General features: G+C 64.6%; 19 protein-coding genes. 9 read left to right on the top strand and 10 right to left on the bottom strand.

Features of this window, described 5'->3' with window-relative positions:
* The first annotated feature begins 167 nt into the window (after nucleotides 1-167).
* From ABIB78_RS12310 to ABIB78_RS12285, 6 genes are all read left to right on the top strand, one after another.
* Nucleotides 168-1,226, top strand: a complete 1,059-nt coding sequence (locus ABIB78_RS12310) for an ABC transporter substrate-binding protein (protein ID WP_429024590.1) — start codon at nucleotides 168-170, stop codon at nucleotides 1,224-1,226.
* A gap of 244 nt (nucleotides 1,227-1,470) precedes the next feature.
* Nucleotides 1,471-3,249 (top strand): glucan ABC transporter ATP-binding protein/ permease, encoded by a 1,779-nt coding sequence (locus ABIB78_RS12305; RefSeq protein ID WP_429024588.1) that lies wholly within the window; start codon nucleotides 1,471-1,473, stop codon nucleotides 3,247-3,249.
* A gap of 202 nt (nucleotides 3,250-3,451) precedes the next feature.
* A complete protein-coding gene (locus tag ABIB78_RS12300; RefSeq protein WP_429024586.1) occupies nucleotides 3,452-4,885 on the top strand; it encodes a D-alanyl-D-alanine carboxypeptidase family protein in 1,434 nt (477 codons plus the stop codon).
* Nucleotides 4,886-5,063: 178 nt separating this feature from the next.
* Nucleotides 5,064-6,746, top strand: coding sequence for a long-chain fatty acid--CoA ligase (locus ABIB78_RS12295; RefSeq protein ID WP_429025331.1), 1,683 nt, complete (start codon nucleotides 5,064-5,066; stop codon nucleotides 6,744-6,746).
* Between the two features lie 24 nt (nucleotides 6,747-6,770).
* A complete protein-coding gene (locus ABIB78_RS12290) occupies nucleotides 6,771-7,328 on the top strand; it encodes a DUF924 family protein (RefSeq protein ID WP_429024584.1) in 558 nt (185 codons plus the stop codon).
* A gap of 108 nt (nucleotides 7,329-7,436) precedes the next feature.
* Complete coding sequence (locus ABIB78_RS12285) at nucleotides 7,437-7,922, top strand: peroxiredoxin (RefSeq protein WP_429024582.1); 486 nt, start codon at nucleotides 7,437-7,439, stop codon at nucleotides 7,920-7,922.
* A 110-nt stretch (nucleotides 7,923-8,032) separates the two neighbouring features.
* On the opposite strand, the gene rnhA is transcribed toward ABIB78_RS12285, so the two are convergent.
* The 3 genes from rnhA to ispH are packed head-to-tail and all read right to left on the bottom strand — an operon-like array spanning nucleotide 8,033 to nucleotide 10,442.
* A complete protein-coding gene (gene rnhA / locus ABIB78_RS12280) occupies nucleotides 8,033-8,494 on the bottom strand; it encodes a ribonuclease HI (RefSeq protein ID WP_429024580.1) in 462 nt (153 codons plus the stop codon).
* A complete protein-coding gene (locus tag ABIB78_RS12275) occupies nucleotides 8,482-9,462 on the bottom strand; it encodes a homoserine kinase (RefSeq protein ID WP_429024578.1) in 981 nt (326 codons plus the stop codon). The genes rnhA and ABIB78_RS12275 overlap by 13 nt, the downstream gene beginning before the upstream one ends.
* 5 nt (nucleotides 9,463-9,467) lie before the next feature.
* On the bottom strand, nucleotides 9,468-10,442 hold the full coding sequence (gene ispH, locus ABIB78_RS12270) for a 4-hydroxy-3-methylbut-2-enyl diphosphate reductase (RefSeq protein WP_429025329.1): 975 nt from the start codon (nucleotides 10,440-10,442) through the stop codon (nucleotides 9,468-9,470).
* Between the two features lie 229 nt (nucleotides 10,443-10,671).
* Between ispH and ABIB78_RS12265 the strand changes: the two genes are divergently transcribed.
* Nucleotides 10,672-11,367, top strand: coding sequence for a DUF1013 domain-containing protein (locus tag ABIB78_RS12265; RefSeq protein WP_429024576.1), 696 nt, complete (start codon nucleotides 10,672-10,674; stop codon nucleotides 11,365-11,367).
* Nucleotides 11,368-11,476: 109 nt separating this feature from the next.
* Here ABIB78_RS12265 and ABIB78_RS12260 read toward each other — a convergent pair whose 3' ends face one another.
* The 3 genes from ABIB78_RS12260 to ABIB78_RS12250 all read right to left on the bottom strand — a co-directional run bounded on the left by ABIB78_RS12260 (nucleotide 11,477) and on the right by ABIB78_RS12250 (nucleotide 14,974).
* Nucleotides 11,477-11,749 (bottom strand): hypothetical protein, encoded by a 273-nt coding sequence (locus tag ABIB78_RS12260; protein WP_429024574.1) that lies wholly within the window; start codon nucleotides 11,747-11,749, stop codon nucleotides 11,477-11,479.
* Nucleotides 11,750-12,097: 348 nt separating this feature from the next.
* On the bottom strand, nucleotides 12,098-14,002 hold the full coding sequence (locus ABIB78_RS12255) for a propionyl-CoA synthetase (protein WP_429025326.1): 1,905 nt from the start codon (nucleotides 14,000-14,002) through the stop codon (nucleotides 12,098-12,100).
* A 201-nt stretch (nucleotides 14,003-14,203) separates the two neighbouring features.
* Nucleotides 14,204-14,974 carry a tetratricopeptide repeat protein gene (locus ABIB78_RS12250; protein WP_429024572.1) on the bottom strand — a complete coding sequence of 257 codons (771 nt, stop codon included), beginning with the start codon at nucleotides 14,972-14,974 and terminating at the stop codon, nucleotides 14,204-14,206.
* A 135-nt stretch (nucleotides 14,975-15,109) separates the two neighbouring features.
* Here ABIB78_RS12250 and ABIB78_RS12245 point away from each other — a divergent pair, with 135 nt between their 5' ends.
* Together ABIB78_RS12245 and ABIB78_RS12240 are read left to right on the top strand one after the other, a co-directional pair.
* Nucleotides 15,110-16,654: a cation:proton antiporter gene (locus ABIB78_RS12245; protein WP_429024570.1), complete on the top strand. Its 1,545-nt coding sequence runs from the start codon at nucleotides 15,110-15,112 to the stop codon at nucleotides 16,652-16,654.
* A gap of 77 nt (nucleotides 16,655-16,731) precedes the next feature.
* Nucleotides 16,732-17,502: a hypothetical protein gene (locus ABIB78_RS12240; RefSeq protein WP_429024568.1), complete on the top strand. Its 771-nt coding sequence runs from the start codon at nucleotides 16,732-16,734 to the stop codon at nucleotides 17,500-17,502.
* A 107-nt stretch (nucleotides 17,503-17,609) separates the two neighbouring features.
* Here ABIB78_RS12240 and ABIB78_RS12235 read toward each other — a convergent pair whose 3' ends face one another.
* The 4 genes from ABIB78_RS12235 to ABIB78_RS12220 all read right to left on the bottom strand — a co-directional run bounded on the left by ABIB78_RS12235 (nucleotide 17,610) and on the right by ABIB78_RS12220 (nucleotide 22,118).
* Nucleotides 17,610-18,416 (bottom strand): SDR family NAD(P)-dependent oxidoreductase, encoded by an 807-nt coding sequence (locus tag ABIB78_RS12235; protein ID WP_429024566.1) that lies wholly within the window; start codon nucleotides 18,414-18,416, stop codon nucleotides 17,610-17,612.
* Between the two features lie 96 nt (nucleotides 18,417-18,512).
* Nucleotides 18,513-18,926 carry a DUF1850 domain-containing protein gene (locus tag ABIB78_RS12230; RefSeq protein ID WP_429024564.1) on the bottom strand — a complete coding sequence of 138 codons (414 nt, stop codon included), beginning with the start codon at nucleotides 18,924-18,926 and terminating at the stop codon, nucleotides 18,513-18,515.
* The gene (locus tag ABIB78_RS12225; protein ID WP_429024562.1) at nucleotides 18,887-20,995 is read right to left on the bottom strand and encodes a TRAP transporter permease; all 2,109 of its coding nucleotides are present in this window, start codon (nucleotides 20,993-20,995) and stop codon (nucleotides 18,887-18,889) included. The genes ABIB78_RS12230 and ABIB78_RS12225 overlap by 40 nt, the downstream gene beginning before the upstream one ends.
* Nucleotides 20,996-21,170: 175 nt before the next feature.
* Nucleotides 21,171-22,118, bottom strand: coding sequence for a TAXI family TRAP transporter solute-binding subunit (locus ABIB78_RS12220; RefSeq protein WP_429024561.1), 948 nt, complete (start codon nucleotides 22,116-22,118; stop codon nucleotides 21,171-21,173).
* Nucleotides 22,119-22,245 lie beyond the last annotated feature (127 nt).

Here is a 22,245-nt window from a genome sequence, read left to right as displayed (position 1 = left end):
GGCAACTCAGACCTTGACAGTCATCGGCCGTTCACCTTGGCTGAGGCAGAATGCCTGCAAATAACGCTTGAAATTGCGCCTTGAAATGACCCTTGCCTTGGCGCATTCGGTGTCATGAAGCAGGTGCAGCCGGCGCGGCACTTTGTCTCGCCTCCCGGATTTTCACGATGCAGGTAAGTCGGACCATCGCTCTCCGCTGGATACTGGCCGGCATGATCGGCCTCTCGGGCGGCGTGTGGCCGGCGTTGGCGCCGCTCCACGCCAGCGATCCACCGCCGCCGCCGCTCACCATCCAGTTCACGCTCGACCGCCCGCTTGATGCTGCCGCTGCCCCCTTCGTGATGGCGTCGGCCGGCGGCCTTTTCAGCGCCGAGGGCCTTGCCGTCGGCACCAACGTCGCCACCAGTTCGGCTGACGCGATCGCGCGCGTCGCCGACGGCTCGAGCGATTTCGCGCTCGTCGACATCAACTCGCTGATCCGCTTTCGCGACAAGCCTGGTGCTGCCCCGGTCAAGGCGGTGTTCGTGCTGTTCAACCAGGCGCCCTATGCGATCATTGCCCGCAAGAGCCGCGGCATCAAGGCGCTGACCGACATCCAGGGCAAGAACCTCGGCGTCGCCGAGGGCGACCTCTCGATCCGGCTGTGGCCGGCGCTCGCAAAACAGAACGGCATCAAGCTTTCGAGCGTGAAGCTGAACACGATCAGCGCTGCGGTGCGCGAGCCGATGCTCTCCGCAGGCCAGGTCGACGCCGTCACCGGCTTCTCCTATCTCTCGGCGATCAATTTGCGGGATCGCGGCGTGCCTGCCGACGATCTCGCGGTGCTTCGCTTCGCCGACCATGGCTGCGAGGCCTACGGCTTTGCCGTGATCGTCAGCCCGCGCCTTGCCACGGCGAAGCCGGCCGCGGTGAAAGGGTTCGTGCGCGCGGTGATCGGCGGCACCAACCTCGCCGTCAAGGACCCGGCCCGCGCGGCGAGCGAGGTGGTGAGCCGAATGGATGGCGGTTCGCGCGATCTGGAGCTCGAGCGGCTGCAGGCAATCATCCGCGACAATATCCTGACCGGCGAGGTAAAGCGCAACGGCATCGGCGGCATCGAGACGGAGCGCTTCGAACGCTCGGTCGACCAGCTAGCTGAGGACTTCAAATTCCAGAAGCGGCCGCACGCCACCGACATCTTCGACGAGCAGTTCCTGCCGCCGATCGACGGCCGGCTGGTGAATTGAGGATCGCATCTCTTCGTCGTCGTCAAGCCCGGGCTTGACCCGGGCATCCACGCCTTTGGTCACCGCTTGCCGGATAGACGTGGATGCCGGGACCATAGGCGAGCGAAGCCACGCCGTCCCTTCGACGGCCATGCCCGGCCATGACGGAGTGTCATACATCGTCCACCGCTGGTCCTCGGCGACGAACCCTGATTAGATCACATCCCGCCTGACCTTGCGTCCACCGCTTACGAGTCCCGCCGGCATGTCCATGCTCCGCCTCTATACCCGCGTCCTCGAACTGCTCGGCAAGGAGGCACGGCTCGGCTGGATCCTCGCCGCGGCCAACATGCTGCTCGCCGGCGCGCAATTCGCAGAGCCGGTGCTGTTCGGCAAGATCGTCGACGTCCTGTCGGGCCGGCCGGTCACCGGATTGTTCGCGACCTCCTCGGCATGGCCGCTGCTGGTCGCCTGGGCGGCGTTTGGCCTGTTCACGATCGGCTGCAGCGCGATCGTTGCGCTGCAGGCAGACCGGCTGGCGCACCGCCAGCGCCAGGCGGTGCTGACTGATTATTTCGAGCACATCCTGCAGCTGCCGCTGACCTTCCACTCCGGCACCCATTCCGGGCGGCTGATGAAGGTGATGCTGAACGGTACCGATGCGCTGTGGCGACTCTGGCTCGGCTTCTTCCGCGAGCACTTCGCCGCGATCATGTCGCTGGTCGTGCTGTTGCCGCTCTCGCTTTACATCAATTGGCGGCTCGCGATCCTGCTGTTCGCGCTTTGCGTCGTGTTCACCGTGCTGACCACGCTGGTGGTGCGCAAGACCTACGGCATGCAGAGCGAGGTCGAGGCCTATTACAGCGACCTCTCGGCGCGCGCCTCGGACGCGCTCGGCAATGTCGCGCTGGTGCAGAGCTTCGTACGGATCGATTCCGAGGTGCAGGGCCTGCGCTACGTCGCCGACAAGCTGCTCGCGGTGCAGATGCCGGTGCTGTCGTGGTGGGCGCTGGTCACCGTGATCACGCGCGCCTCGACCACGATCACGGTGCTCGCGATCTTCACCGTCGGCATCGCGCTGCATAACCAGGACCTCACCACGGTCGGCGAGATCGTGATGTTCGTCTCGTTCGCCACCATGCTGATCCAGAAGCTCGAGCAGGTGGTGGGCTTCATCAACAACGTGTTCATGGAGGCGCCTCGCTTGCAGGAATTCTTCGACGTGCTCGATGCGGTGCCGGCGGTGCGTGACCGGCCCGGCGCGGTCGATCCTGGACGGCTGTCCGGCCTGGTCGAGTTCAACGACGTCTCGTTCTCCTATGACGGCAAGCGGCCGGCGATCGAGGATCTCACCTTCACCGCGTTGCCCGGCCAGACCATCGCCCTGGTCGGTTCGACCGGGGCCGGCAAATCCACCGCGATCGCGCTGTTGCATCGCGCGTTCGATCCGCAATCTGGCATCATCAAGATCGACGGTATGGATATACGCGCGCTGAAGCTGACGGCGCTGCGGCGAAACATCGGCGTGGTGTTCCAGGAGGCGCTGCTGTTCAACCGCTCGCTCGCCGACAATCTGCGCGTCGGCAAGCCCGATGCGACCGATGAGGAACTGCGCACCGCCGCGGCGCGCGCGCAGGCGCTGGATTTCATCGAGCGCAGCGAAAGGAAATTCGACACCCATGCCGGCGAGCGCGGCCGCATGCTCTCGGGCGGCGAACGTCAGCGGCTGTCGATTGCCCGTGCGCTCTTGAAGGATCCGCCGATCCTGATCCTCGACGAGGCGACCAGCGCGCTCGACGCCGTCACCGAGGCCAGGGTGAACGCTGCTCTCGACGAAGTGATGAAGGGCCGCACCACCTTCGTGATCGCGCACCGTCTCTCGACCATCCGCCACGCCACCCGCATCCTGCTGTTCGACCAGGGGCGGGTGATCGAAAGCGGAACTTTCGATGAACTGGTGGCGAAAGGCGGGCGTTTTGCCGATCTCGCGCGTGCCCAGTTCATGGTCCACGAGCAGGCGCGCGCCGGCATCGAGACATCATAATTCCGGCTTTCCAATTGAGGCGGCTGCCGAAATTCAGCCGATTTCGTCCACGATATAATTGGACGGCCTCTGTTCTCTGCTGGCAAGCCGGTATAGGGTTTGCATCGCCGCAAAGCGGCGCCGGACACGCTTGAAACCCGTACGTCACAATCGCAAGACCTCCTTTTTTGAAGGCGGGTCTCAAAGGACCGGAACCGGATTCGTGCATTTTCCTCGCCCGCTGCGCCCGTCGTTGAAATGGATTCTGGCCGCCGCGATGCTCGCCATCGCAGCGCCGCAGATGGCGCGGGCCGAAGCGCTGCTGGTCGTCGAGGCCGATTCCGGAAAGGTGGTGCAGGCCGACAATGCGACGATGCCGTGGTACCCGGCTTCGCTCAGCAAGTTGATGACGGCCTATGTCACGCTGAAAGCGGTCAAGGATGGCCGCGTATCGCTCGACACGTTGCTCACGGTGTCGCCGAACGCAGCTTCGCAGTCGCCATCGAAGATGGGCTTCCGGCCCGGCACCCAGGTCACCGTCGACAACGCGCTCAAAATGATGCTGGTGAAGTCGGCCAACGACATGGCCGTGGTGCTGGCCGAGGGCGTAGGCGGTTCGATCGACGGCTTTGCCGGCATGATGAACCAGACCGCCCAGAAGCTCGGCATGACGCAGACGAGCTACGTCAATCCGAACGGCCTGCCCGCCGACGGCCAGATCACCTCGGCGCGCGATATGGCGATCCTCGCCCGCGCCATCATCCGCGACCTGCCGGAATACGAGTATTTCGTCCACATCCCCTCGATCCGCTTCGGCCGCCGGATCACCCAGAACTTCAACAAGCTGATCGGCCGCTATCCGGGCGCCGACGGCTTCAAGACCGGCTTCATCTGCGCCTCCGGCTACAATCTCGTGGCGTCGGCGACGCGCGACGGCAAGCGGCTGATCGCCGTCGTGCTCGGCGCCTCCTCGGGCCGCATGCGTGCGATCCGCGCCGCGCAGCTCTTGGATCGGGGCTTTGCCAATAACGGGCTGGCGTGGCTGCGGCCCTCGCTCGGCACCGTCGACAATCTGGTGCCGATCGATTCCACGCCGCCGAACCTGCGCGAGGAGATGTGCGGCGCCAAACATAAGCGGCCGGCCAGCGATGAGGACGGGGAAGACACCGTCGCCAGCGCCGGAAGCTCCAGCACCAATGGCGACGGTGGCGTGAGCTTCTTCGCCTCGGGCCTGCAGGCCGCGATGCCAACAAAACCGGCTGACATGCTGGCGCAGCCGGCGACGGCGTCCGAACCGGTCGTGGTTTATACGGGGCCGACCAAGACCGGCGCTGCGTTGATCGCCGCGGTCGAGGCCGACACCGAGAAGATGCAGCCGGTCAAGCGCGCCAAGGGCAAGCATACCCGCGTCGCGGGCAAGAAGCCCGATGCGGCGGACGACGCCTCCAAGTCGGACAACAAGCCGGCGGCCAAGCCTGTGCGTCACGCCAACGCCAAGCCGGATGCCGCAGCTGCGAAGCCGGCCGCAGACAAGCAGGCCGCCGCAAAGCCTGCCGGCAAGCCGGCGACGGCGGCAAAGCCTGCTGCGAAGCCCAAAGCTGCCGACAAGCCGAAGGCCGACGCCAAGCCGAAAGCCGACGCCAAGCCAGCCGGCTAGCCAGAGCCCCCCGACCGTCCTTTCCTCCAATGCGTCGATACCGCGCAGCGGCTTGCCATTGACCGCGGCATCGCTCAATACTGCCTGAAATGACGCGGCCAGGACACGGTCAAGGGTCGGAAAACCCGGAAGCAATCCGGGACATCAGCCAAATTTATAAGAGAGGGGATTGACCATTATGGAGCGCATCTGGCTCAAGCATTATCCGGCCGGCGTGCCCGCCGATATCGACGTCACGCAATATTCGTCGCTGGTCGAATTGCTCGAAGAGAGCTTCAAGAAATTCGCCGATCGCAAGGCGTTCATCTGCATGGACAAGGCGATCACCTATCGCGAGCTCGACGAGATGTCGACGGCGCTCGGCGCCTACCTCCAGAGCAAGGGCCTGCAGAAAGGCGCGCGGGTCGCGCTGATGATGCCGAACGTGCTGCAATACCCGGTCGCGACCGCCGCCGTGTTGCGCGCCGGATATGCGGTGGTCAACGTCAATCCGCTCTACACCCCGCGCGAGCTCGAGCACCAGCTGAAGGATTCCGGCGCGGAAGCGATCATCGTGCTGGAGAACTTTGCCACCACCGTGCAGAAGGTGCTGGCGAACACCGCGGTGAAGCAGGTGATCGTCGGCAGCATGGGCGACCTGCTCGGCTTCAAGGGCGTGATCGTCAACCTGGTGGTTCGCCGGGTGAAGAAGATGGTCCCGGCTTGGTCGATCCCCGGCGCGGTCACGTTCAACGAGGCGCTGTCGGCCGGCCGCGGCATGAAGCTCAACAAGCCCGTACTGACGCGCGAGGACGTCGCTTTCCTGCAATATACCGGCGGCACCACGGGCATTTCCAAGGGCGCCACGCTGATCCATCAGAACGTGCTCGCCAATGTCCTGCAGAATGACGCTTGGCTGCAGCCGGCGCTGAAGAAGCCGCCGCATGTCGAGCAGCTCTTCATCGTCTGCGCGCTGCCGCTCTACCACATCTTCGCGCTGACCGCGTGCTACCTGCTCGCGGTGCGCGCCGGCGGCGTCAATCTGTTGATCCCGAACCCGCGCGACATGGCGGGCTTCATCAAGGAGCTGTCGAAGTACCAGGTCAACAGCTTCCCCGCCGTCAACACGCTCTACAACGGCCTGTTGAACACGCCCGGTTTCGACAAGCTCGACTTCTCCAAGCTGAAGACCTCGTTTGGCGGCGGCATGGCGACGCAGAAGCCGGTCGCAGAGAAGTGGCTGAAGGTGACCGGTTGCGCGCTGTCGGAAGGCTACGGCCTGTCGGAGACCTCGCCGACGCTGACCTGCAATCCCGCCGACGCCGACGAGTTCTCCGGCTCGATCGGCCTGCCCGTGCCCTCAACGCATCTGTCGATCCGCGACGACGACGGCAACGAGTTGCCGCTCGGTCAGGCCGGCGAGATCTGCGCCAAGGGCCCGCAGGTGATGGCGGGCTACTGGAACAGGCCAGACGAGACCGCGCGCGTGATGACCGCGGACGGCTATTTCCGCACCGGCGACATCGGCGTGATGGACGAGCGGGGCTTCACCAAGATCGTCGACCGCAAGAAGGACATGATCCTGGTCTCCGGCTTCAACGTCTATCCGAACGAGATCGAGGAAGTGATCGCGAGCCATCCGGGCGTGCTCGAATGCGCCGTGATCGGCGTGCCCGACGCGAAGTCCGGCGAAGCCGTGAAGGCGTTCGTGGTCAAGAAGGACCCGAACCTCACCGCAGAGGACATCATCAAGTTCAGCGCCACCCAGCTCACCGCCTACAAGGTGCCGAAGCAGATCGAGTTCAGGACCGACCTGCCGAAGACCAATGTCGGCAAGATCCTGCGCCGCGAATTGCGCGACGAGAAGAAGGCTGCGGCCTGAACACGCGTGATGCGGGCGTGGACCATGACTGACGCATGCTTCGCGACGCCTGCCGACATCCTCGCCTTCTGGCTGAAGGCCGGCCGCGACCGCTGGTACGAGCGCGACGATGCCTTCGATGCCGAAATACGCAGCCGCTTTCTCGCCACCTGGGAGAAGGCGGTTGCCGGCGAGTTGTCGTCATGGGAGGCGAGCGACGACGGCGCGGCGGCGCTGACCATCGTGCTCGACCAGTTTCCCCGTAACATGTTTCGCGGGGACGCCCGGACCTATGCCAGCGATGCGCTGGCGCGTGAGGTGACTGGCCGCGCCATCGACCGCGGCGTCGACGCGCGGATCGATCCGCTGCTGCGCGAATTCCTCTATCTGCCGTTCATGCATTCGGAGCACCTCGCCGACCAGCAGCGCTGCGTGGTGCTGTTTCGGCAATGCGGTGGCCATCCCGACAACCTGAAATACGCCGAAGACCACGCCGACATCATTCGCCGGTTCGGCCGCTTCCCGCACCGTAATCATGTCCTGGGCCGGGAAACGACCGCCGAGGAGCGGGCTTTTCTCAATGCGGGCGGATTTTCCGGCTGATGACGGAACGGTGACCAGCTTCCGGCATTGCCGTTCCTCCATCAGCCCGTATTGTGCGGTTAGCGCGCCGGGTTTAAGACAATTCCGCTTCACCGAGGGAGAACAACGATGACGATCAATGTTGGCGACAAGCTGCCGGAAGCCAAGTTTCGCGTGATGACCGCCGAGGGTCCGCAGGTCAAAACCACCGACGACATTTTCAAGGGCAAGAAGGTCGCCCTGTTCGCAGTGCCCGGAGCCTACACCGGCACCTGCCACAAGATGCATCTGCCCAGCATCTTCCTCAACGCCTACGCCATCAAGAACAAGGGCGTCGACACCATCGCGATCGTCTCGGTCAACGACGCCTTTGTGATGAACGCCTGGAAGCGCGACACCGACCAGCGCGACGAAGCCGTGTTCCTTGCCGACGGCAATGCCGACTTCGCCAAGGCGATCGGCATGGAGCTCGACGCCTCCGGCAACGGCCTCGGCATCCGCTCCCACCGCTACTCGATGCTGGTCGAGGACGGCGTGGTGAAGAAGCTCAACAAGGAGCCCGCCCCGGGCAAGGTCGAAGTCTCCGGCGGCGACACGCTGCTCGGGCAGCTCTGAACTGACGCTCTCGCCGCAAACTGGCTGTCATCGCCCGGCTCGACCGGGCGATGACAGTTTTGAGCATGGCGGTAGCCGGGATCGCTGATGCGCAGCCGGCAAGCGGCGCCCTACCCCTTCAACCTCGCCATCGCCACGCCCTCGCGCGCCAGCTCATCGGCGCGCTCGTTTTCGGCGTGGCCGGCATGGCCCTTGATCCAGTGCCAGCGCACCTCATGCGGCTTCAGCGCGGCATCGAGGCGCTGCCACAGTTCGACATTCTTGACCGGCTTCTTGTCGGCGGTGCGCCAGCCATTGCGCTTCCAGCCGTGGATCCAGCCGGTGATGCCCTGGCGGACATACTGGCTGTCGGTGGTGAGGTCGACCACGCAGGGTTTCTTCAGGGCTTCCAGCGCCGAGATCGCCGCCATCAGCTCCATGCGGTTGTTGGTGGTGTGCGCCTCGCCGCCCTTCAATTCCTTCTCGACGTCGCCGAATCTCAGGATCGCACCCCAGCCGCCCGGTCCGGGATTTCCGGAGCAGGCACCATCGGTGTAGACAATCACGTGCGGCTTGTCGCTCACGCCGCGCATCCAGCCGGCGTGATGCCGTAGTCGCGCAGACTCGCGACGTTCTGCTGGAAGCGCAGCTTGCGGACGTATTCCAGCGGATCCTTCGGCTGCACCAGCGCGCCCTCGGGCACGTTGAGGAAATCGACCAGCCGCGTCAGCAGGAAGCGCATCGATGCTCCCCGCGCAAGCAGCGGCAGCGCGGCCTCTTCCGCCGCCGACAATTGCCGCTCGCGGCCATAGGCATTGAGCAGCGCGCGCGCCTTGGTGACGTTGAAGGAATGATCCGGCTCGAAGCACCAGGCGTTGAGGCAGATCGCGACGTCGTAGGCCAGGATGTCGTTGCAGGCGAACGGGAAGTCGATCAAGCCCGACAGCCTGTCGCCGAGGAAGAAGACGTTGTCGGGAAACAGGTCGGCATGGATCACGCCGACCGGTAGATCGGTCGGCCACGAGGCTTCGAGATGATCGAGCTCGCGCGCGATGAAGTCGTGCAACCCCGCTTGCACGCTGTCGGCCCGCGCGGCGGCGAGATCGAACAGCGGCCGCCAGCCGGAAACCGACAGCGGATTCTTGCGGACCAGCGGAAAGTCGCGGCCGGCGAGATGCATCTTGGCCAGGGCATCGCCGACACCGGCGCAATGCGCCACGTTCGGCCGTCGTGGCCATACGCCTTCGAGGAAGTTGATGATCGCCGCGGGCCGGCCGGCAAGCCGGCTGTAGACCTCGCCCTTGCGGTTGCGCGCCGGCTGTGGGCACGACACGCCGCGCTCGGCAAGATGCGCCATCAGCGACAGGAAATACGGCAGGTCGTCCTCCGCCACGCGCTTCTCATAGAGCGTGAGGATGTAGGCGCCTTGGCTGGTGTGCAGCAGGAAGTTCGAATTCTCGACGCCCTCGGCGATGCCCTTGTAGGAGAGCAATTCGCCGATGTCGTAGCTTTTGAGGAATTCCGCGAGGTCTTCGGCGGCAACGTCGGTGTAGACCGCCATATGGCTTATTCCGCCGCGGCAGCGTCGGGCCGCAGCGAACGCGGCAGCGGGAAGAACTCATTCTCCTCCGCGGCCGAGACCGTCTCCACGTGCAGTTCGAAGCGCTCGGCGAAGGCGCCCATGATCTCCTCGACGATCACCTCCGGCGCCGAGGCGCCTGCGGTGATGCCGAGGCTCGTGATGCCTTCAAAACGCTCCCAGTCGATATCGCTGGCGCGTTGGGCAAGCACGGCAATAGGACAGCCCTCGCGCTCGGCGACTTCGCGCAGCCGCTGCGAGTTCGACGAGTTCGGCGCGCCGACCACGATCAGGGCATCGACCACCGGCGCCACCTTCTTGACCGCAAGCTGGCGGTTGGTGGTGGCGTAGCAGATGTCTTCCTTGTGCGGACCGTTGACGTTCGGGAAGCGCTCCTTGAGCAGCGCCACGATCTCCGCGGTGTCGTCGATCGACAGCGTGGTCTGGGTCACGAAGGCGAGGTTGTCGGGGTCCTTCGGGGTGAAGGTCTTGGCGTCCTCGGCGGTCTCGATCAGGGTCACGGCGCCCGCCGGCAGCTGGCCGACCGTCCCGACCACCTCGGGGTGATGGGAGTGCCCGATCAGGAGAATCTCGCGGCCGCGCTTGAAATGGATCGATGCCTCGCGGTGGACCTTGGTCACCAGCGGGCAGGTCGCATCCAGCGAGAAGAAATTGCGGGATTTCGCTTCGGCGGGAACCGATTTGGGAACGCCGTGGGCCGAAAACACCACCGGCGCATTGGTATCGTCGGGGATTTCGGCCAATTCCTCGACGAAAATAGCGCCCTTCGTCTTCAGGCTGTCCACCACATACTTGTTATGGACGATTTCGTGCCGGACATAGACCGGCGCTCCATAAATGGTGAGGGCACGTTCGACCGTGTCGATGGCGCGCACCACCCCGGCGCAAAAGCCGCGGGGGGAACAAAGCACGATTTTAAGATCGGGTTTTTTCGCTGACATCGGGCTGTCTCGGGGCAATCTCGGGACCGAATCACCCCTCGCCGGCGGGCAGGGAACGGCCAATTTGAATAAGGACTTGGGACTGCTTTGGGGCTCTGTCAAGGCGATTTTGCTGGCCCATTGCGCCATTCCCCCCTGAGGGCTTATATAGACCCCATAATTCCCGTCATCGCTGATGACTACCAGCTTCGCCTCGACAGAGGTGGGCGAAGCACAAAGGAGATTTGCCATGAGCAACGCACCGCTGATGCCGAAGGCGACTGCCGTGTGGTTGGTCGACAATACCGCCCTGACGTTCGATCAGGTGGCCGATTTTACCAAAATGCACCCTCTCGAGGTCCGCGCCATCGCCGACGGCGACGCGGCTCAGGGCATCAAGGGCATGGACCCGATTTCCAACGGCCAGCTGACCCGCGAGGAGATCGAACGCGGCGAGAGGGACCAGAACTATCGCCTCAGGCTCCAGGAGAGCAAGGTGGTGCTGCCCTCCGCCGCCAAGAAGAAGGGCCCGCGCTACACCCCGGTGTCGCGCCGCCATGAGCGGCCGAGCGCGATCCTCTGGCTGGTGCGTAACCACCCCGAGCTGAAGGACGCCCAGATCATGCGTCTGGTCGGCACCACCAAGACCACGATCGCGAGCGTGCGCGACCGCACCCACTGGAACGCCTCGACCCTGACCCCGATGGATCCGGTGACGCTGGGCCTGTGCTCGCAGATCGAACTCGATTTCGAGGTGCAGCGCGCCGCCAAGGAGAAGCCGACCACGACCGTCTATGGCGGCGCCACGCTGCTGCCGGCCTCCGAGACCACGCGCAAGGAAGAGGACGATCAGCCGATCGAGCGGCACGACGATCTCAATGTCGATGCCGTGTTCGCCAAGCTGAAGACGATCGGCGGCAAGAAGGCCGCCGACGACGAAGAGTAAGCGCGACCTGCGCAACTCGAAAACGCAATACGAAACGCGGCGAAGCGATTCGCCGCGTTTTTGCTTGTGGACGCATGCGATCGGCGTGACGGCGGACCGTCAGTGACGCTCAGTGCACGTCCGGATGGTTCATCATGTATTCGCCGAGATCGCGCTGCCGCCGATCGGTGCGGGCTTCGGCGTTCTGGCGCTGGACGTCGCGGTCCTTGCGGCAAGCAACATATTCGGGCGAGCCGACCGCTAGCTTGCCATTGGCCTGACAGTACTGATCGTCGTCGCCCATGCTCTCCGCGATCGGCGACCGCCCGCGTTCGAGGCAGCCTGCCAGCAACGGCAGTGCAAGCAGCAATGCAAGGGGCGCGCGTGCGGAAATCGATCGCATCCGTGGGTCCGTATCTCGTGACGACATGACGTTCGAAAAGCCGGGATGACCCGGCAATCCATCAAAATCAAGGCCGTTTTGCTCGGAAATGCGTTTCGAGGACTAGCAGCCGATTGCACGACCATACACTCGTCGATCATCTCACCCGCGGCCTACCCCTCTCCCCAACCCTCCCCCGCAAGGGGGGAGGGAGCCTGACCAGTGTGCTTGCCTCACATGAGGGAAGCACCGACGGCAGGGTCCCCCCCTTGCGGGGGAGGGCTAGGGAGAGGGGTTCACACGACGTGCTCTCTCGGATGTGTGTCACCGCATGCTTCGTCGCTTCGTTTTTCAGAACGACGATCGCGGCTACGCCTTGCCCTTCAGCGCTTCGCCGATTTCGTCGAGCACCTTGGGGTCCTCGATCGTCGCCGGCATGGTCCACGGCTCGCCGTCGGCGATCTTCTTGATGGTGCCGCGCAGGATCTTGCCGGAGCGGGTCTTCGGCAGCCGCGCCACCGTGATCGCGAGCTTGAACGCTGCGACCGGCCCGAGCTTCTCGCGCACCAGCGCCACGACCTCCTTCTCGACCTGGTCCGGCGTCTTCGTGACACCGGCCTTCAGCACCAGGAAGCCGCAGGGCACCTCGCCCTTGATCGCATCCTTGACGCCGAGCACGGCGCATTCTGCGACGTCGGGATGCGAAGCCAGGATCTCTTCCATGCCGCCGGTCGAGAGCCGATGGCCGGCGACATTGATGATGTCATCGGTACGGCCCATCACCCAGACATAGCCGTCCTCATCCTTGTAGCCGGCGTCCGAGGTCTTGTAGTAGCCGGGGAATTCCGTGAGATAGGCGTCCCTGAAGCGGTCGTCCTGCTGCCACAGCGTCGGCAAGCAGGCCGGCGGCATCGGCAGCTTGATCACGATCGAGCCCATGGTGCCCGCGGGCAGCGGCTTCGCCGCCTCGTCGACGATGTCGACCTGGTAGCCCGGCATCGGCACCGTCGGCGACCCGTGCTTGACCGGCAGCTGGCCCAGCCCGACCGGATTGCCGGCGATGCACCAGCCGGTCTCGGTCTGCCACCAGTGATCGATGACAGGCACCTTGAGCTGCTGCTCCGCCCACTCCACCGTCGGCGGATCGGCGCGCTCACCGGCAAGGAACAGGGTGCGGAAGCTCGAGAGGTCGTAGCTCCTGAGCAGTTTGCCTTCGGGGTCTTCCTTCTTGATCGCGCGAAACGCGGTCGGCGCAGTGAAGAAGGCAACCGCCCTGTGCTCGCTGATCACGCGCCAGAACGCGCCTGCATCCGGCGTGCCGACCGGCTTGCCCACATACATGATCGTGGTCGCGCCGTGGATCAGCGGGCCGTAGACGATGTAGGAGTGACCGACCACCCAGCCGATGTCGGAGCCGCACCACCAGATCTCGCCGGGCTTCACGCCGTAGAGATTGTGCATCGACCATTTCAGCGCGACGAGATGACCGCCATTGTCGCGCACCACGCCCTTCGGGATTCCGGTCGTGCCCGAAGTGTAGAGGATGTAGAGCGGATCGGTCGCAAGCACCGGCACGCAGGGCGCAGCCTTGCCGGCATCGAAAGCGGCGCGGCGCAGCGCCGCCCAGTCATGATCGCGGCCCGCGGTGAGCTCGCAACCATGCTGCGGTCGCTGCAGGATGATGCAGGTCTCGGGCTTGGTGCCGGCGAGGCGGATCGCCTCGTCGAGCAACGGCTTGTATTGCACGATGCGGCCGGGCTCGAGGCCGCAGCTCGCCGAGAAGATCAGCTTCGGCTTGGCGTCGTCGATGCGGGTCGCGAGCTCCTTGGCGGCGAAGCCGCCGAACACCACGCTGTGCACCGCGCCGATCCGCGCGCAGGCGAGCATCGCGACAACGGCCTCCGGCACCATCGGCATATAGAGGATGACCCGATCGCCCTTGGTCACGCCGAAATCCTGCATCACGGCGGCGAGCGTCTGCACTTCCTCCAGCAGCTCGGAATAGGTGAATTTGGTGATCGTGTTGGCGAGCGGAGAATCGTGGATCAGCGCGACCTGGCTGGCGCGGCCACTCGCGACATGGCGATCCAGCGCGTTGTAACAGGTGTTGACCACGGCGCCGGCGAACCAGCGTCCATAGGCACCCACGGCGGGATCGAAGATCTTCTTCGCCGGCTCGATCCAGTCGATCTCGCGCGCCGCTTCCGCCCAAAAGCCTTCGGGGTCTCGAAGCGAGCGGGCATGCACCTCATGATACCGGCTCTTGTCTCGCATATTCATGGCGTCTCTCCCGGCGCATCTGCTCTTGTCATGGCCGGGCTTGACCCGGCCATCCACGTCTTTCGAAACCGCGGCAAAGAAAGACGTGGATGCCCGGCACAAGGCCGGGCATGACGACCGATGGTTGGCTCTCTTTGGCGGCCATTGTCATGGGCTCGGCCGATAATTCAAGCCGTAAACTGACCGACGTTAGCACTAGTACCCGTCGACCCCGTTGATCCGCTGCAGCCGCTCGCGCATCGCCTTTTGCAGGTCGTAGCCCGGCTTGCCGAATTCGGCATTGCGGCGGGCGATGAACTGATCCTGCTCGCGCTGCAGCTCGCGCGCCCGGCCCGGGTTCTGCGCCTCGCGCACCGTGCGGAACGTCGATGCGACGATCTCGCGATCGAGATCGGCGAGTTCGGGATTGGCGCAGATCGCCTTCTCCACCGGCCGGCGCGCCTTGCGGCAATCGAAGCTCGGCTTGCCGGCGACCGCCATCATGGCGCCGATCCGCTCCAGCTCCAGCGACAGCGATTTGTAATTGGCCTTGGCCGCCGCGTGATTGGGGTCGAGCTTGACGGCGGCGCCGAAATCCATGATCGCCTTCGGCCGGTCGCCCTTGCGGCGCCACAGCTCGCCGCGCGCATTGTGCGCATCGGCAAGCGACGGATCGAGCTTGAGCACGGTGTCGTAATCGGAGATCGCGCGATCGATCAACTGCTTGCGGTCATAGGCGCTCCCGCGCGCCATCAGGGCCTTGACGCGATCCGGCTTGGCCACCTTCTCATTGTCGATCAGCGCGCCGCAGACGTCGATGGTCTTGTCGTCATCCCTCTCTGCAACCGCCGCGATGCAGGGGCCGGCATCGGCCTCCACATCCTTGCCGGGTTCGCTGCTCGTCGCGCGCGCAACGCCGGATATCAGCGCGCCCGACAGGCCGACGCAGATCGCCATCACGGCCAGATTTGCAGAGTTGCGTCGCATCCCGATCGCCGACAAGACATCCCTCTCTTGCGCCTGAACCGCCGGCCCCTGATGTCCGGCAGCGCGCCATTTGCCGCAAAACCACACGCTGGATTATACGTCAATTGCGACGATCGGCTGCACTGGGGGTTCGCCTTGCTGACATTCGAATGGATCATCGGCCTGTTGCTCGCGGCGGTAGTGCTGTCGGCGCTGGCGCGGCGGATCAAGGTGCCCTACCCGACCTTCCTTGCGCTCGGCGGCGTGCTGCTGACCCTGCTGCCATGGGCCCCGACCTGGGCACTGGAACCGAAACTGGCGCTGGCGCTGTTTGTCGCGCCGGTGCTGCTCGATGCCGCCTACGACACTTCGCTGCGCGATCTCCGCAACAACTGGCTGCCGGTCTCGACGCTGGTGGTGGTCGCGGTCGGCGTCACGACGGCAGCGGTTGCCGTGGTCGCGCATTGGCTGCGCCCGGACATGCCCTGGGCGGTTGCGATCGCGCTCGGCGCCATCGTGGCGCCGCCGGACGCGGCCGCGGCCACCGCGATCCTGCGTCAGGTCAACCTGCCCTACCGGATCCAGAAGATCCTCGAAGGCGAAAGCCTGCTCAACGACGCCACCGCGCTGTTGATCTATCGTGTCGCGGTCGGCCTGGTCGCCGCCGAACACATGAAGATCCGCGAGTTCGTGCCGTCGATCACGGTCGCGCTGGTCGGCAGCCTCGCGGCCGGCTACCTGTTCGCGCAGGTCTGGATGATGATCACCCGCCGCATCACCGAGACGCCGAGCTCGATCATCACGCAATTCGGCGGCACCTTCATGGTGTGGATCGTCGCCGAGCATCTCGGGTTGTCCGGTATCCTGACCATCATCGCCTATGCGATCACCATCGCCCGCACCGCGCCGGCCCGCACATCGGCGCGGCTGCGCGTGTCGTCCTATGCGGTCTGGGAAACCGTCGTCTTCGTGCTCAACGTGCTCGCCTTCATGCTGATCGGCCTGCAACTGCGCCCGATCTGGTCCGGGCTCGACGACGAGGTGCGGTGGAAATATTGCAGCTTTGCCGCCGCGATCCTCGCGGTCGTGATCCTCGCCCGCATCCTCTGGGTGATGCCCTATGGCGCCCTGCTGCGCACGCTGAAGGCACGCCATTGGCTGCCCGCCCATGTGGTGGACGCCGTGCCGACCCTGAAGCGCGGCTTCATCGTGTCGTGGTGCGGCATGCGCGGCATCGTGACGCTGGCGGCAGCATTTGCGCTGCCCGAGTACTTTCCATATCGCGACCTGATCCTGCTGACGGCGTTTGCCGTGGTGCTGGGCTCGCTCGTGATCCAGGGCCTGACCTTGCGGCCGCTGATCCTGGCGCTGAATTTCGACGACGACGACCCGGTCGGGCGCGAGGCGGCCCATGCCCGCAGCGTCGTGTTTCGCGCCGCGCTCGATGAGATCGACGAGGACCCGTCCGAGGAAGCCGAGATCCTCCGGCTCGAATATCGCGCGGTGCTGATACGTGCGGAAAACGACCCCGACGGCGGCCTGACCTCACGCGAGCTCCCGTCGGATCCGCTGCGCCGCCGCGCCATCGCTGCGGCGCGTCAGGCGCTGCTCGATCTGCGCCACACCGAGGCGATCGGCGACGATGCGTTCCATCTGGTCGAGGAAGAGCTCGACCGCGCCGAGCTCAGCGTGGAAGCGTGACGGCCTCACGAACTTCACAACAATGTTCGCAAGCTCCGCCCGGTTGAACCATCGCCGGATTTGTCAGACCCAAGATCATGACAATCCTTATCGATCGCAATCCACCACGCGCTTCGGCGAAGATCGAAGCGCAGTACTTCTATTTCTACATGGCGCTGTCGTGCATGGCGGTCGCCCTGCTCGGTTTTGCCCCGACCTACTGGGTGCCGATGGCGCGGGGTTCGCTGTCGGCGCCCCCTGTCGTCCATTTGCATGGCCTGCTGTTCTTCGCCTGGACGCTTTATTTCGTGTTCCAGAGCTGGCTTGCCGCTTCCGGGCGCATCGTGCGGCATCGCCGGATCGGCATGATTGGCGTGTCGCTGGCGACCGTCATGACGATGCTGGGCCTCATGGCTTCGATCAGCGTCATGAAGCGCTCCGCCGCGATCGGGCAGATCAACGAAGGTATCGCCTTTTCGATCGTCCCGTTCAGCGGCATCGTGTTCTTTGCCGTCGTCTTCGCGCTCGCGATCATCTATGTCCGCGATCGCGAAGCGCACAAGCGGCTGATGCTGCTCGCAGCCATCTCGATCCTCGATGCAGCGGTCGCACGCTGGTTCCTGACCTTCCTGGCGCCACCCGGCCCGCCGGGGCCGCCGCCCGTCCCGGTCACGATCGCGCCGGCGTTCGTCGCCTATCTGCTGCTGGTCGTCGCGATCGTATTCGACTGGCGCACCCGCGGCCGTCCGCACCCGGTCTATATCTATGGCGGGCTGGCGCTGGTCGCGGTGAAACTGTCGAACTGGCCGATCAGCACCTCGGCGGCGTGGCATTCCTTCGCCGGCGGCATCCTGGCGCTGGCGCAATGACGTCCATTAAAGCGCGACGAGATCGGGTTGAATCGTCATCGCGCTTTAGCTCTTTGTCCTGAGCATGACCTTTTCGGAAACCGCTTCGCACTTTTCCGGATCATGCTCTAGGCACCCGACTTCGAGGTGATGCCGCCGTCGACCACGAGCTCGATGCCGGTGACATATTTCGATTCGTCCGACGCCAGGAACAGCGCGGCATTGGCAACGTCCCAGGCGTCGCCCATGTGCCCCATCGGCACCTGCGCGTCGCGCGCGCGCCACATCGCCTCCACATCGCCCTTGGCATAGCTCTGCGCCAGCCCCGCCGAATGCGCGACCATCGGCGTTTTCATCAGCCCGGGCAGGATGGCGTTGACGCGGACATGCTTCGAGGCGAACTCGACCGCGCTCGAGCGCGTCATCTGGTTCATCGCCGCCTTGCTCGCGTTGTAGCTGACATAGGAAATGCCGACATGGCGGATCGAGGCGATCGAGGAGATGTTGATGATCGAACCGCCGCCCTGCTTGATCATGACGGGAATGGCGTGCTTCATCGAAAGATAGGCGCTCTTGAGGTTGACCGCGAACACGCGGTCCCATTCGGCTTCCGCCACCTCGACCACGCTGCCGACCTCGGCAATGCCGACATTGTTGTCGAGCACGTCGATGCGGCCATAGGCCTTCAGGCAGGCCGCGACCATCGCCTCGACCTCGCTGGCGCGCGAGACGTCGGCGGTGAAAGCGACAGCCCTGCCGCCCTCACCGGTGATGATCTTGACGGTCTCTTCCGCCGCGGCGCCGTTGCGATCGACGCAAAACACACTGGCGCCCTCGCGCGCGAAGGTGACGGCGGTCGCCTTGCCATTGCCCCAGCCGGGCCCGATCGAGCCCGCGCCGACCACCATCGCAACCTTGCCCTTGAGCCGATCCATCGCCTGTTCTCCCTTGTTGTTGTCATTGTAGCCCGAGTGAAGCAGAGCGTAATCCGGGACTAGTGCTCCCGGATTTTCGCTGGCGCTCCATCCGGGCTACGGATCATTGCAAGCTTTCATCGTCGTGACATTAGCACCGATCGGATGCCCGAAAATCTCCGATAGCGTCTGGCAGCGTCCCTCGTGGCACAGATGCCATTCGCCCGCCGCACCGGAATTGCCGAGCATGACCTCCGGCCTTGCTGCCGGCGGCGGCGACCACTGAAACCAGCCATCGACGAGGCGCGCCTCCGGCGGCGGCTCCATGCCGGCGCCCGTGCCTTTGATGCGCGCCTGTTGCAGCGTCAGCCCGGCCGGCGTGATCAGCCAGTCTTCCTGCCAGGCGGTCTTCTCGATCGAATGCGTCCAGGCCAGCGTGAAGGCTGCGATCGACAGCGCCTTCACGACACCCGCGGAGGCAAGGCAGAGGCTCAAGCCGCCGCCACCGCATTGCGCGGACGCTGCCGCCATTGCCACAGTACGACACCAGCGGCGAGCGTGAAACCCGCCGTATCCGAGAACGGGAAATCGCCGAGCAGGCAGAGCGCGGCACCGAACGCGACCAGGATCTCGATGAAGGTCAGCCGCGTGAACAGGAAGCCGATCGCGACGATACCGAACAGCGCGATCGCCACCAGTGCCTTGAAGGTCGCCAGCGCCACCGCGCCGTAGAAGCCGAGTTGCGCCTGCATCGGATCGCCCGCTTGTAGCATCAACGCCGGCGAATAGACGAAGATGAAGGGAATGACATAGCCGGCAAGCGCGATCCGCATCGCCTCCCAGCCGATCTTGTCCGGGTTCTCCTTGGCGATCGGCGCCGCCGCCAGTGCCGCGAGCGCCACCGGCGGCGACAGGTCGGCCATGATGCCGTAGTAGAACGCGAACATGTGGCTCGCGATCAAGGGCACGCCGAGCTTGGCGAGCGCGGGCGCGGCGAGCGCCGCGGTGATGATGTAGGTCGGGATCGTCGGGATGCCGGTGCCGAGCAGGATCGACAGCAGCATGGTCATGATCAGCGCCAGGAACAGGCTCTTGGCACCGAGCCCGATGATCCAGCTGCCGAAGATGGTGCCGACACCGGTCTGCGTCATCATACCGATGATGGTGCCGACGATGGCGCAGGCCATGCCGACGGTCAACGCCGACTTGGCGCTGTCGGCGAGCGAGTCGCGGCAGGCGGCGAGCGTGGCTCGTCCGCCGCGGGTGATCGCGGCAATCGCGATCAGGCCCGCGACAATACTGATGACCGGAACGATCTCGAGCCCGTGGCGCGAAACGGCGGCAACCACCAGCGCTAGCCCGATCCAGAAGATGTAGCGCACGATGGTGTTGGAGAAGCCGAGCGTGATGCTGGCGCCGAGGATCAGCGCGACCGTCAGCGCAAGGCCCATGCTGCCGGCATAAAGCGGCGTGAAACCTTCGAACAGCATGTAAACCAGCGCCGCGAGCGGCAGCACCAGGTACCAGCGCGCCACCAGCGCCTTCCAGGCGCTCGGGATCTCCGAGCGCTTCATGCCGACCAGGCCATGCTTGCCGGCCTCCAGATGCACCATCCAGAATGCGGAAGCAAAATAGAGGACCGCCGGGATCACGGCAGCCTTGACGATCTCCGAATAGGGAACGCCGAGCGTCTCCGCCATGATGAAGGCGACCGCGCCCATCACCGGCGGCATGATCTGCCCGCCCATCGAGGCAGTGGCCTCCACGCCGGCGGCGAACGCGCGGCGATAGCCGAACCTGATCATCAGCGGAATTGTGAACTGGCCGACGGTGACGACGTTGGCGACGCCTGAGCCGGAGATGGTGCCCATCATGCCCGAGGCGAACACGGCGACCTTGGCCGGACCGCCGCGGGTGCGGCCGAACAGGCCGAGCGAAACGTCGGTGAACAGCTGGATCATGCCGGCGCGTTCCAGGAACGAGCCGAACAGAATGAACAGGAAAATGTAGGTCGCCGAGACATAGATCGGCACGCCGTAGAAGCCCTCGGTGCCGAACGAGAGATGGGTGACGATCTGGTCGAAGTCATAGCCGCGATGGTTGAACGGCGCGGGCAGATACTGGCCGAAGAACCAGTAGAGCAGACAGGCCCCGCACATCAGCGGCAGCGCCGCCCCCATCAGCCGCCGCGTGCCCTCGAAGATCAGGATCGCGAGCAGCGTGCCGACCGCAAGGTCCACGTTGGTCGGATCGCCGTCGCGTGCGATCAGGTCGGCATAGAAGATCCATTGATAGAGCCCGCACAGGAAACCGGCGGCGCCGACGATCCAACTCACGGCACGGCTCAAATCGGTCTTGGCGGTGAAATTGCCGATCAGGCCGAAGGTCAGCAGGATCAGGAAGCCGACATGGACGCCGCGCACCACCTGGCTCGGCAGGTAGTTGAAGGCCGCGACATAGAGCTGGAACACCGCAAAGGCGAGACCGATGGCATAGGCCAGATGCCCCCAGGCGCCGGCGCCAAAGCCTTCCGGAAAGCCATGCTCGAAATTGTCGAATTCAACCTTGATGGGCTGCTCACCCTCAACGTGCTGCTGCATATGATCAGTCCCCCGCCGTGCCGCGACGCTTATAGCGTCGCGCTGCACGTCATGCGCGGGCTCGACCCGCGCATCCATCGAAAAAATCAACGTCTTTAGAAAGATGGATGGCCGGGTCATCCCCGATCAAGTCGGGACGGGCGCCCGGCCATGACACATCGAAGCGTACCTGGCCTTACTTGATCAGGCCCTTTTCCTTGTAATAGCGGATCGCGCCGGGATGCAGCGGCACCGGGCTGCCGGTCGCGGCGGCATCGAGCTTGATCTCCTTGCCGGCAGCGTGGGCATTGGCGAGTTCCGGCAGCGATTCGTAGACCAGCTTGGTCATCCGATAGGCCAGATCGTCCGACACCGCGCTCGAGGTGACGAGGTAGTTCACGACCGCGGCGGTCGGCACGTCCTTGTCCTGGCCGGTATAGGTGTTGGCCGGGATGATCACGGAGACGAAGGGCGGACCGATCTTGTCGACGGTCTCCTTCGGCACGGCGACGACGGTGATCTGGCTCGAGGTCGAAAGGTCCTTCAGCGAGGCAACGCCGAGGCCGGCGGACTGCAGCGTGGCGTTGAGCTGACGATTCTTCATCAGATCGACCGATTCGGCGAACGGCAGATACTCGACCTTTCCGAGATCCTTGTAGCTCATGCCGGCCGCCGCGAGGATCGCACGCGAGTTGAGCTCGGTGCCGGACTTCGGCGCGCCGACCGACAGGCTCTTGCCCTTGAGATCGGCCAGCGTCTTGATGCCGCTCTCGGCGGTGGCCACGATCTGGATGTAGTTCGGATAGATCGCGCCGATGGTGCGCAGCTTGTCGAGTTTGTTCTTGAAGCCGGCTTCGGTGTCGCCTTCCCAAGCCGCCTTCAGCGAATCGCCAAGCGTGAAGGCGATCTCGCCGCGGCCCTGCTGCAGCAGCACCAGGTTCTCGACCGAGGCCTTGGTCGCTTGCACCTGGGTCTTCACGTCAGGGATCTTGTCGCCGTAGATCTTCCCCATCGCGACGCCGAGCGGATAGTAGACGCCCGAGGTGCCGCCGGTGAGCACATTAATGAACTGCTGGGCCTGTGCTAGAGGCGCTGACAAAACGCTGGCTGCCACGATCGCGGCGGCCATCAACCTTGAATTCATGAGTATTATTCTCCCCTTGAGCCGGCCGGAAATTGGCCGGACACCCCTTCCGGGTCAACCCATCCAAATGACGCATGGGCGGCCGAAATTCCGAACGGCAGCATCACTTTACCTGCGCGGGGAACTC

Origin of the sequence: Bradyrhizobium sp. I1.14.4 (genome assembly GCF_050435825.1) — a bacterium.
Lineage (GTDB): Bacteria > Pseudomonadota > Alphaproteobacteria > Rhizobiales > Xanthobacteraceae > Bradyrhizobium.
This window is presented reverse-complemented; position numbering and strand designations above follow the sequence as displayed.

Coding starts and splice junctions, on each gene's coding strand:
- ABIB78_RS12310 (WP_429024590.1), top strand. CDS start 168: ATGCAGGTAAGTCGGACCATCGCTCTCCGCTGGATACTGGCCGGCATG.
- ABIB78_RS12305 (WP_429024588.1), top strand. CDS start 1,471: ATGTCCATGCTCCGCCTCTATACCCGCGTCCTCGAACTGCTCGGCAAG.
- ABIB78_RS12295 (WP_429025331.1), top strand. CDS start 5,064: ATGGAGCGCATCTGGCTCAAGCATTATCCGGCCGGCGTGCCCGCCGAT.
- ABIB78_RS12290 (WP_429024584.1), top strand. CDS start 6,771: ATGACTGACGCATGCTTCGCGACGCCTGCCGACATCCTCGCCTTCTGG.
- ABIB78_RS12285 (WP_429024582.1), top strand. CDS start 7,437: ATGACGATCAATGTTGGCGACAAGCTGCCGGAAGCCAAGTTTCGCGTG.
- rnhA (WP_429024580.1), bottom strand. CDS start 8,494: ATGCGCGGCGTGAGCGACAAGCCGCACGTGATTGTCTACACCGATGGT.
- ABIB78_RS12275 (WP_429024578.1), bottom strand. CDS start 9,462: ATGGCGGTCTACACCGACGTTGCCGCCGAAGACCTCGCGGAATTCCTC.
- ispH (WP_429025329.1), bottom strand. CDS start 10,442: ATGTCAGCGAAAAAACCCGATCTTAAAATCGTGCTTTGTTCCCCCCGC.
- ABIB78_RS12265 (WP_429024576.1), top strand. CDS start 10,672: ATGAGCAACGCACCGCTGATGCCGAAGGCGACTGCCGTGTGGTTGGTC.
- ABIB78_RS12260 (WP_429024574.1), bottom strand. CDS start 11,749: ATGCGATCGATTTCCGCACGCGCGCCCCTTGCATTGCTGCTTGCACTG.
- ABIB78_RS12255 (WP_429025326.1), bottom strand. CDS start 14,002: ATGCGAGACAAGAGCCGGTATCATGAGGTGCATGCCCGCTCGCTTCGA.
- ABIB78_RS12250 (WP_429024572.1), bottom strand. CDS start 14,974: ATGCGACGCAACTCTGCAAATCTGGCCGTGATGGCGATCTGCGTCGGC.
- ABIB78_RS12240 (WP_429024568.1), top strand. CDS start 16,732: ATGACAATCCTTATCGATCGCAATCCACCACGCGCTTCGGCGAAGATC.
- ABIB78_RS12235 (WP_429024566.1), bottom strand. CDS start 18,416: ATGGATCGGCTCAAGGGCAAGGTTGCGATGGTGGTCGGCGCGGGCTCG.
- ABIB78_RS12230 (WP_429024564.1), bottom strand. CDS start 18,926: ATGGCGGCAGCGTCCGCGCAATGCGGTGGCGGCGGCTTGAGCCTCTGC.
- ABIB78_RS12225 (WP_429024562.1), bottom strand. CDS start 20,995: ATGCAGCAGCACGTTGAGGGTGAGCAGCCCATCAAGGTTGAATTCGAC.
- ABIB78_RS12220 (WP_429024561.1), bottom strand. CDS start 22,118: ATGAATTCAAGGTTGATGGCCGCCGCGATCGTGGCAGCCAGCGTTTTG.